Here is a 7,608-nt window from a genome sequence, read left to right on the forward strand (position 1 = left end):
TATTTTAACTACTTATATAAGCTCTTATGCTATTATTATTAAAAATAAAAAAAGAGGCATTATGAGCCAAATGAAAACAATCTATTTAAAAGATTATAAGAAACCTGAGTTTGAAATAGAGAGTTGTGAACTGCACTTTGAGCTCTTTGAAGATTATACGACTGTGATGAATCTTATGAAGATAAATAAGATTGATCCAAATGAAAATAATATTTCTCTTGACACGATAGATTTGCAACTAATAGAGGTTTACTTAAATGATTTGAAACTAGATGAAAGTCGTTTTATCATTGAAAATGAAAAACTCATAATCCTAAATGTTCCAGATAAATTTTCTCTAAAAATAACAAATAAAATATATCCTCAAAATAATACTGAACTAGAAGGGCTGTACAAATCAGGTCCTATATTTTGCACTCAAAATGAACCTGAAGGTTTTAGAAGAATCACTCCATACTTAGATAGACCAGATGTTATGAGTGTCTTCACTACTACTCTTATCGCACAAAAAGATAAATACCCAATACTTCTTAGTAATGGAAATAAGAAAAGTTGTCATGACTTTATGAATGGTAGACATGGGGTAACTTGGCATGATCCACATCCAAAACCATCTTATCTTTTTGCTCTAGTAGCAGGTGATTTAGGATGTGTAAATGACGAGTATACTACTGCATCTAAAGAGCATGTTGAGTTAAATATATATTGTGATAAAGGAAATGAATCTCAGTGCTCTCATGCTATGCAATCACTCAAAGAGTCTATGCTTTGGGATGAAGAAAAATACGGACGTGAGTATGACTTAGAGATTTATAACATAGTAGCAGTTGATAGTTTTAACATGGGAGCAATGGAAAATAAAGGTTTAAATATATTTAACTCTCACTATGTTTTAGCAGATGAGACAAAAGCAACAGATGCAAACTTTATGGGTATTCAGAGTGTTATAGCTCATGAGTACTTTCATAACTGGACAGGAAATCGTATCACATGTAGAGACTGGTTTCAACTAACTCTAAAAGAGGGTCTTACAGTTTTTAGAGATCAATCTTTCTCGGCTGATTTAAACTCTCGTGAGGTTCAACGTATAGAAGATGTTAAGGCTCTTAGAGATAGACAGTTTGTCGAAGACGCATCTCCAACAGCTCACCCGATTCAGCCAGACTCATATATGTCTATAAACAACTTTTACACATCTACAGTTTATGAAAAGGGTGCTGAGGTTATTCGTATGATTCACACTCTTTTAGGTGAAGACAACTATAGAAAAGCAACTGACTTATACTTTGATACTTTTGATGGACAAGCTGTTAGAACAGATGACTTTTTATGGGCTATGAGTACGGCATCTGGTATTGATTTAAAAGACTTTGAAACGTGGTATCACCAGTCAGGAACTCCTAGCTTAAGCGTTAAAGAATCTTTTCATTGTGGAGTTTATAAGCTTACCCTAACTCAGATTGTTCCAAATGCAGTTGATGGAAGTAAGCAAAAAGCATATTACTTTCCCCTAAAAATAGCTCTAATAGGACTTAATGGAGAAGAGATACTAGAGAAGACTCTTATAATTTCAAAAGAAACACAAGAGTTTGTTTTCACATGTTTAGATGCTAAACCTTACTTGTCTATAAACCGTGATTTTTCTGCGCCTCTTAAGATACAACAGACGGCAAAAGAATATGCTTTTTTAATGAAGCATGATACGAATAGTTTTGTTAGATATGAATCAGCACAATCATTTGCTACAGAGACTTTAGAACAGTTGATGGAGTGTGGGCATATAGATAAAGAGTTTATAAAAGCCTATGGGTATATTTTAGACTTAGATGTTGAACTCTCTTACAAAGCACTACTCTTAGAACTTCCATCAGTGTCAACTCTAATGCAAAGACAAGATGTAGTTGATTTTGTTCCTATATATCTGTCTAAAGATAGACTAGAGTGTAAATTAGCAACATTATATAAAGATAAGTTAATATCACTTTACAAACAAAACCATAGTCCTAAAAATAAACAATTAGATGCAATCAATATGGGAAAACGCGCTATTAAAAATAGAGTACTTAGACTATTGTCTTCATTAGAGAGTAGCGAAGTTATCTCTATGGCAAAAAAGCAGTATGAAGAGTCTCTTACTATGACAGATAGAGTAGTTGCTCTAGATATACTTGAAAATATCACAAGTAAAGAGGGTGAAGTAGCTCTAAAAGATTTTTACAATAGATATAAAGATGATACCTTAGTAATGAACAAGTACTTTGCAATACTCGCTGCATCTACAAGAGATGGAACTCTTGATCGTGTAAAAGTACTTCAAAATGATGAGGTTTATGATGAAAAAGTTCCAAATCTTGTTCGCTCTCTCATCGGAGCTTTTGCAAGAAACTACAAACATTTTCACTCTATAGATGGACATGGTTATGCCTTTGTTGCAGATAAGATTATAGAGATAGATAAAATAAACCCACAGATGGCATCTGGACTGGCATCTGCGTTTAAAATATATGAGAGATTAAATAAAGAAAATAAAGAGCTGATGAAAAAAGAGTTAGAGCGTATACTAGCAGTTGAAACTCTTTCAAAAAATGCATATGAGATAATTAGCAAGATTTTAAAAATAGACAAAAAGTAAATTTTAAAAAATGAGCGAGTTATTTAATAAAAATATCAAAGTTCTTTATGTTGAAGACGATGAGATTGCTCGTGAGAATGGTCTTGAGTATTTAGAAAACTTTTTTGAGCATATTTATGAAGCAGCAGATGCTATAAGTGCATTGAAGCTTTATGAGACATACTCTCCTGATATTATCATTACAGATATTGAGATGCCAAAAATGAATGGTCTTGAGTTTGTTAAAAATCTAAAAGCAAAACTTCCTAAAAATCTTATCTTAAACCTTACAGGAACTGGGTACAAAATTGAGCTTTGATACGAGTCTTGTTTTAGCTTACGGGATAACTTTTGGTATCTTGATAATGACAATAGTGTACACCTTTGTTCGCTATTTATACTCAAAAGAACTTATATACATTTGCTACAGTGCTATGCAGTTGTTTTCACTTTTATATATCGCAAGTTATGGCGGTTTTTTTATTTTGCCAAATCATACACAAGAACTGTTTTTAGCCTTTGCAACAGTAGGTGCAGTACTCTTTTCAATAACTTTTTATGAGGGTAAATTCTTTCCTGAGATTAAAAATACACAAGAACTTATAGTACATACATTGCTTCTTTACATTGTTCTTCTAAGTGTTTTTTTAATTAAGTCTATTTTTCGTATATTTGGTGATGATTTTGCTATACTAAGTGAAGAACATTTAACAGTTGATTCTAAAGAAGTTAATTCTATTGAACTTTTTATGTCAAATGCACTTTATTGTGAACATAAGCATTATCATATAGAAGATACAGATATAAAAAGCTATAAAGATTTACAATACTAATAAAAAAAGAAATACTTTGACACCCCTCTGCCACCGTTAAGATGTATACTTTATTTAACTAAAATTGTTAATATAAACGAAGGAAAAGATTGAGTTTAGAACACACATTATCTATATCAGAATTTAAAATGTTCCAAAAATTAATCTATGAGGAAATCGGAATTTCTCTTGCTGAGCATAAAAGAACTCTTGTGCAATCTCGTCTTAGAAAATGGTTAAATGAGTTTAATCTAAATTCTTATGAAGAACTCTATGAGAAGATAGCTAATGATAGTAGTTCTCAGATGTTAATGCTTCTAGTCAATGCTATTACAACAAATGTAACTTCTTTTTTTAGAGAAGAAAATCAGTGGATATATCTTCAAAATAATATAAAAGAACTATTTGATGAACCAAACAAAACTATTAGAATCTGGTCTGCCGCATGTTCTAGTGGACAAGAACCATATAGTATTATTATGTTTTTAAAAGAGCATCTTAGTAACTTTCATCAATGGGATATTAAAATATTGGCAACTGATATTTCTGAAGATATTTTGAAAAAAGCTATAAAAGGGATTTATACTCAAAAAGATATTGAGAATATGCCTAAACACGTAGTGTTGAAATATTTTGATATTTTTAAAAATAGTAATGGAAGTAAAAACTTTGTTATAAAAGATGAACTCAAACAATATATAGTATTTCGATCATTCAATCTTGTAACTGGAAATTTTTTAATGTTTAAAAATAAATTTAATCTAATCCTTTGTCGTAATGTGATGATTTATTTTGACAGACCTACACAAAATCAACTCTTAGAAGAATTCGCTAAATTATTAAAAGAAAACTCTAGATTATTTATAGGTCATTCAGAGTCTATTCATACTAAAAATTCTAAATATAAATTAGCTGCTCCCTCAATATATAAACCAAATTAAGGAACTATTATGGAAATATCCAATGTATCTGATGATAACTTACTAAAGGAGATTAGCCGTCGTTTTGAAGAAAAACAAGCTTCAATCGCCGAAATGGAGTTTATGACAAAAAAACTTCTTACTCTAAATGAAAAAAATCAAAACTCTCAAGAAGTAAAAAGTAAGTTCTTATCTCTAATTAAAAATGAATTTAACAATCCTATGTCATCTCTTTTAAATATTGTAAGTATGATGATTAAAAAATCAGACGATGAAAAGATATCAACTCTATCAGATATGATGAAAAAAGAACTTCTAAAACTTGATTTTAGTCTGAAAAATATTTTTTGTGCATCTGAAATTGAAGCGGGTGAGATTGCAAATTATTATTCAGTTGTTGATATTAAAGAAATATTTGATGAAACAATTGAATATTTTTCTCCTATAATTGAAGAAAAATCTTTAACTCTAGAGTATAAAAGCAAGTGTGATGAAAAGATTATTGCTGACTCTCAAAAGCTTGATATGATATTTTTGAACTTAATCTCAAATGCTTGTGAGTATTCATATCCAGATGCTAAGGTTCTTGTAACTCTTTTTTGTGATGAAAAAGAATATATTATAGAAGTTCAAGATGAAGGTGAGGGTGTATATGCAGAACATACTAAAAATATTTACAATCGTTTTGCGCACTTTGAGACTGGTAAAACAAGGTCTACTGCAGGTCTAGGGCTAGGACTTAGCGTAACTAGAGGTATGGTTGAAGCCTTAGGTGGAACTATAGATAATATCAAAGGAGATGAAAAAACTATTTTTATTGTCACAATCAAAAAAGTAGATGATAAAGAGATAAATTTATCAACAGGATTTGGTTCAAATGAATTTATTTTTGATGATAGTGACGGCATGGTTGAATTCTAGATGTATACAAGAAAGTTCATTCATGTAGGAGAGATTCATATTGGAGCAAGGGCTACTGAAATAAGCACAATACTTGGTTCATGTATCTCTGTATGTCTATATGATAGCGTTACACAAATGGGTGGGATGAATCACTACCTAGTACCACTTTGGAATGAAAATGGTCTTCAAAGCCCTAAATATGGAAATATTTCAATTCCTCGTCTTATTGAAAGTATGGTAAATATTGGTTGTGAAGTACACAATATGGAAGCTAAGCTTTTTGGCGGTGGAAATGTTATTGATGTCTCTAGTGAGGATATGATGATAGGTCGTAAAAATATTTTAATTGCAAAAGAGATTTTAAGAGAGTATGGTATTCCTATAGTAGCTCAAGATGTTGGCGGAGATAAAGGAAGACGTATAATGATGCGAAGTGATACTGGAAAAATATTTTTAAAATACATTAAAAATGGTGAAGAGTAAAGATGGGTATAAAAGTTTTAGTAGTAGATGATAGTGCAACTGCCAGAGCAATTCTTAGTGAGATTTTAAAAAATGATAGTGATATACAAAGCATTGATACTGCTGCTGACGCATATATAGCACGTGATAAAATTGTAAAAAATCGTCCTGATGTTGTTTGTTTAGATGTGGAGATGCCAAGAATGGATGGTATTACTTTTTTAAAAAAACTTATGATACATATGCCGATTCCAGTTGTTATGGTTTCATCTTTAACACAAAAGGGAGCTCAAACAACACTAGACGCACTTGAATCAGGAGCTGTCGATTTTATTGCTAAGCCACACTCAAATATCTATGAGTCTTCAGATGAAATTCAAGAAGAACTTTTGCAAAAAGTTAAAAGTGCTGCTAATGCTAAGGTCTTTAAACGTTCTAAAGTTGGAAGAAGTCAACAACTTAAATATAATAATTCTCTCTCAGAAACTACACAAAAACTTATTGTCATAGGTTCCTCTACTGGCGGAGTTGAAGCACTTAAAGCATTTTTACCTCAATTTCCAAGAAACACTCCTGGGATGTTGATTGTACAGCATATGCCAGCTGACTTTACAAAACAGTTTGCCCAGTGTTTGGACAGCATATGTGAAATGGATGTTAGAGAGGCAAAGGATGGAGACACTCTAAATATTGGAGAAGTCCTTTTAGCACCAGGTGATAAGCATATGGTTTTAAGACAATTTGGACATAGATATTTTGTTCAACTCGGTGGTGGAAAAAAGATTTCTGGGCATCGTCCATCTGTTGATGTATTGTTTAACTCAGTTTCAAAAACAGCAGGCGCTAATGCTATTGGCGTTATTTTGACTGGAATGGGCTCGGATGGTGCAAAAGGTCTACTCAATATTAGAAAGTCAGGTGCTATGACTTTTGGGCAAGATAAAAATAGTTGTGTTATTTATGGAATGCCAAAAGTAGCGCAAGAAATAGGTGCTGTTGTTCAGCAAAACAGCATTCAAGAACTTCCAAGAGAGATTCTGCAATTTTTAGAAAATAGAGAATAATGAAGAGTTAAATGTTATTATGTCATAGTTTTTTTGAACATAAATACATTGGAGTTCCTTTTGAGTTTTCAAACTTTAAAAAAAATATCGAAAAACTTAAATATACTCTATGTTGAAGATGATTCTGCACTTCGTAAAAGTACAATGCGCACTCTTATTAAACTATTTAAGGTAGTGGATTTAGCTGTTGATGGAAAAGAAGGACTTGCTCTTTATAATGACTTTTTTTTAGAAAACAACTCTTATTATGATATCGTTATTAGTGATATACATATGCCATATCTTGATGGTATTGCTATGAGTAAAGAGATATTTAAAATAAATAAAAAGCAAAAAATTATTATAATTTCTGCTTACAGTGATAAAAAATATCTTATTGATTTAATAAATATTGGTGTAGAAAGTTTTATGCAAAAACCTTTAGTGCTTGAAGAGATTTTTGAAACTTTAGATAGAGTTTGTACTGATTTTAGAAACGAGAACCTTGTTGAACTGGGTGAGGGTTATACTTTTGATGGACTTCTTAGAGCACTTTTTTTGGATTCTCAAAGGATCAATCTAAGTGATAAAGAATCAAAAACAATAGAGCTTCTTATAAAAAACAAGAACACAACTTTTAGTTCACAAGATATTTTTAACTATATAAACTATGATCAAATTGATAAAGAATTTTCAAGTGATTCTATTAAGAGTTTGTTTAAACGGTTACGTAAAAAACTCCCAGCAACTCTAATTACTAATAATCCTCAAATGGGTTATAGCATTAATCTATGACTTTCTGATGCTTTAAGGTTTTCGGCTTAATTAAGAATATGGGGGTTTGAAAACCCTTGCGA

Annotated in this window: 8 protein-coding genes; all 8 read left to right on the plus strand. The window is 31.2% G+C overall.

The window, feature by feature from the left end:
* The first annotated feature begins 61 nt into the window (after positions 1-61).
* Positions 62-2,632 carry an aminopeptidase N gene (pepN, locus tag QZZ48_RS12940; RefSeq protein ID WP_294966555.1) on the plus strand — a complete coding sequence of 857 codons (2,571 nt, stop codon included), beginning with the start codon at positions 62-64 and terminating at the stop codon, positions 2,630-2,632.
* Between the two features lie 10 nt (positions 2,633-2,642).
* Positions 2,643-2,930, plus strand: a complete 288-nt coding sequence (locus QZZ48_RS12945) for a response regulator (protein ID WP_294966557.1) — start codon at positions 2,643-2,645, stop codon at positions 2,928-2,930.
* On the plus strand, positions 2,920-3,444 hold the full coding sequence (locus tag QZZ48_RS12950) for a 7TM diverse intracellular signaling domain-containing protein (protein WP_294966559.1): 525 nt from the start codon (positions 2,920-2,922) through the stop codon (positions 3,442-3,444). Before QZZ48_RS12945 ends, QZZ48_RS12950 begins: the two co-directional genes overlap by 11 nt.
* Before the next feature lie 89 nt (positions 3,445-3,533).
* Complete coding sequence (locus QZZ48_RS12955; RefSeq protein ID WP_294966560.1) at positions 3,534-4,364, plus strand: protein-glutamate O-methyltransferase CheR; 831 nt, start codon at positions 3,534-3,536, stop codon at positions 4,362-4,364.
* Positions 4,365-4,373: 9 nt separating this feature from the next.
* Positions 4,374-5,264: a HAMP domain-containing sensor histidine kinase gene (locus QZZ48_RS12960; RefSeq protein WP_294966562.1), complete on the plus strand. Its 891-nt coding sequence runs from the start codon at positions 4,374-4,376 to the stop codon at positions 5,262-5,264.
* Positions 5,265-5,729, plus strand: coding sequence for a chemotaxis protein CheD (locus QZZ48_RS12965; RefSeq protein ID WP_294966563.1), 465 nt, complete (start codon positions 5,265-5,267; stop codon positions 5,727-5,729).
* Positions 5,730-5,731: 2 nt separating this feature from the next.
* Complete coding sequence (locus tag QZZ48_RS12970; RefSeq protein ID WP_294966565.1) at positions 5,732-6,772, plus strand: chemotaxis response regulator protein-glutamate methylesterase; 1,041 nt, start codon at positions 5,732-5,734, stop codon at positions 6,770-6,772.
* Positions 6,773-6,832: 60 nt separating this feature from the next.
* The gene (locus QZZ48_RS12975) at positions 6,833-7,546 is read left to right on the plus strand and encodes a response regulator (RefSeq protein ID WP_294966567.1); all 714 of its coding nucleotides are present in this window, start codon (positions 6,833-6,835) and stop codon (positions 7,544-7,546) included.
* The last annotated feature ends 62 nt before the right edge of the window (positions 7,547-7,608 follow it).

Origin of the sequence: Sulfurimonas sp. (assembly GCF_016744025.1) — a bacterium.
In the GTDB taxonomy this organism is placed as follows: Bacteria; Campylobacterota; Campylobacteria; order Campylobacterales; family Sulfurimonadaceae; genus Sulfurimonas.

Excerpts from the sequence above, each read along its gene's own strand:
- QZZ48_RS12965 (WP_294966563.1), top strand. The coding sequence starts at position 5,265 with ATGTATACAAGAAAGTTCATTCATGTAGGAGAGATTCATATTGGAGCA.
- QZZ48_RS12960 (WP_294966562.1), top strand. The coding sequence starts at position 4,374 with ATGGAAATATCCAATGTATCTGATGATAACTTACTAAAGGAGATTAGC.
- pepN (WP_294966555.1), top strand. The coding sequence starts at position 62 with ATGAGCCAAATGAAAACAATCTATTTAAAAGATTATAAGAAACCTGAG.
- QZZ48_RS12970 (WP_294966565.1), top strand. The coding sequence starts at position 5,732 with ATGGGTATAAAAGTTTTAGTAGTAGATGATAGTGCAACTGCCAGAGCA.
- QZZ48_RS12945 (WP_294966557.1), top strand. The coding sequence starts at position 2,643 with ATGAGCGAGTTATTTAATAAAAATATCAAAGTTCTTTATGTTGAAGAC.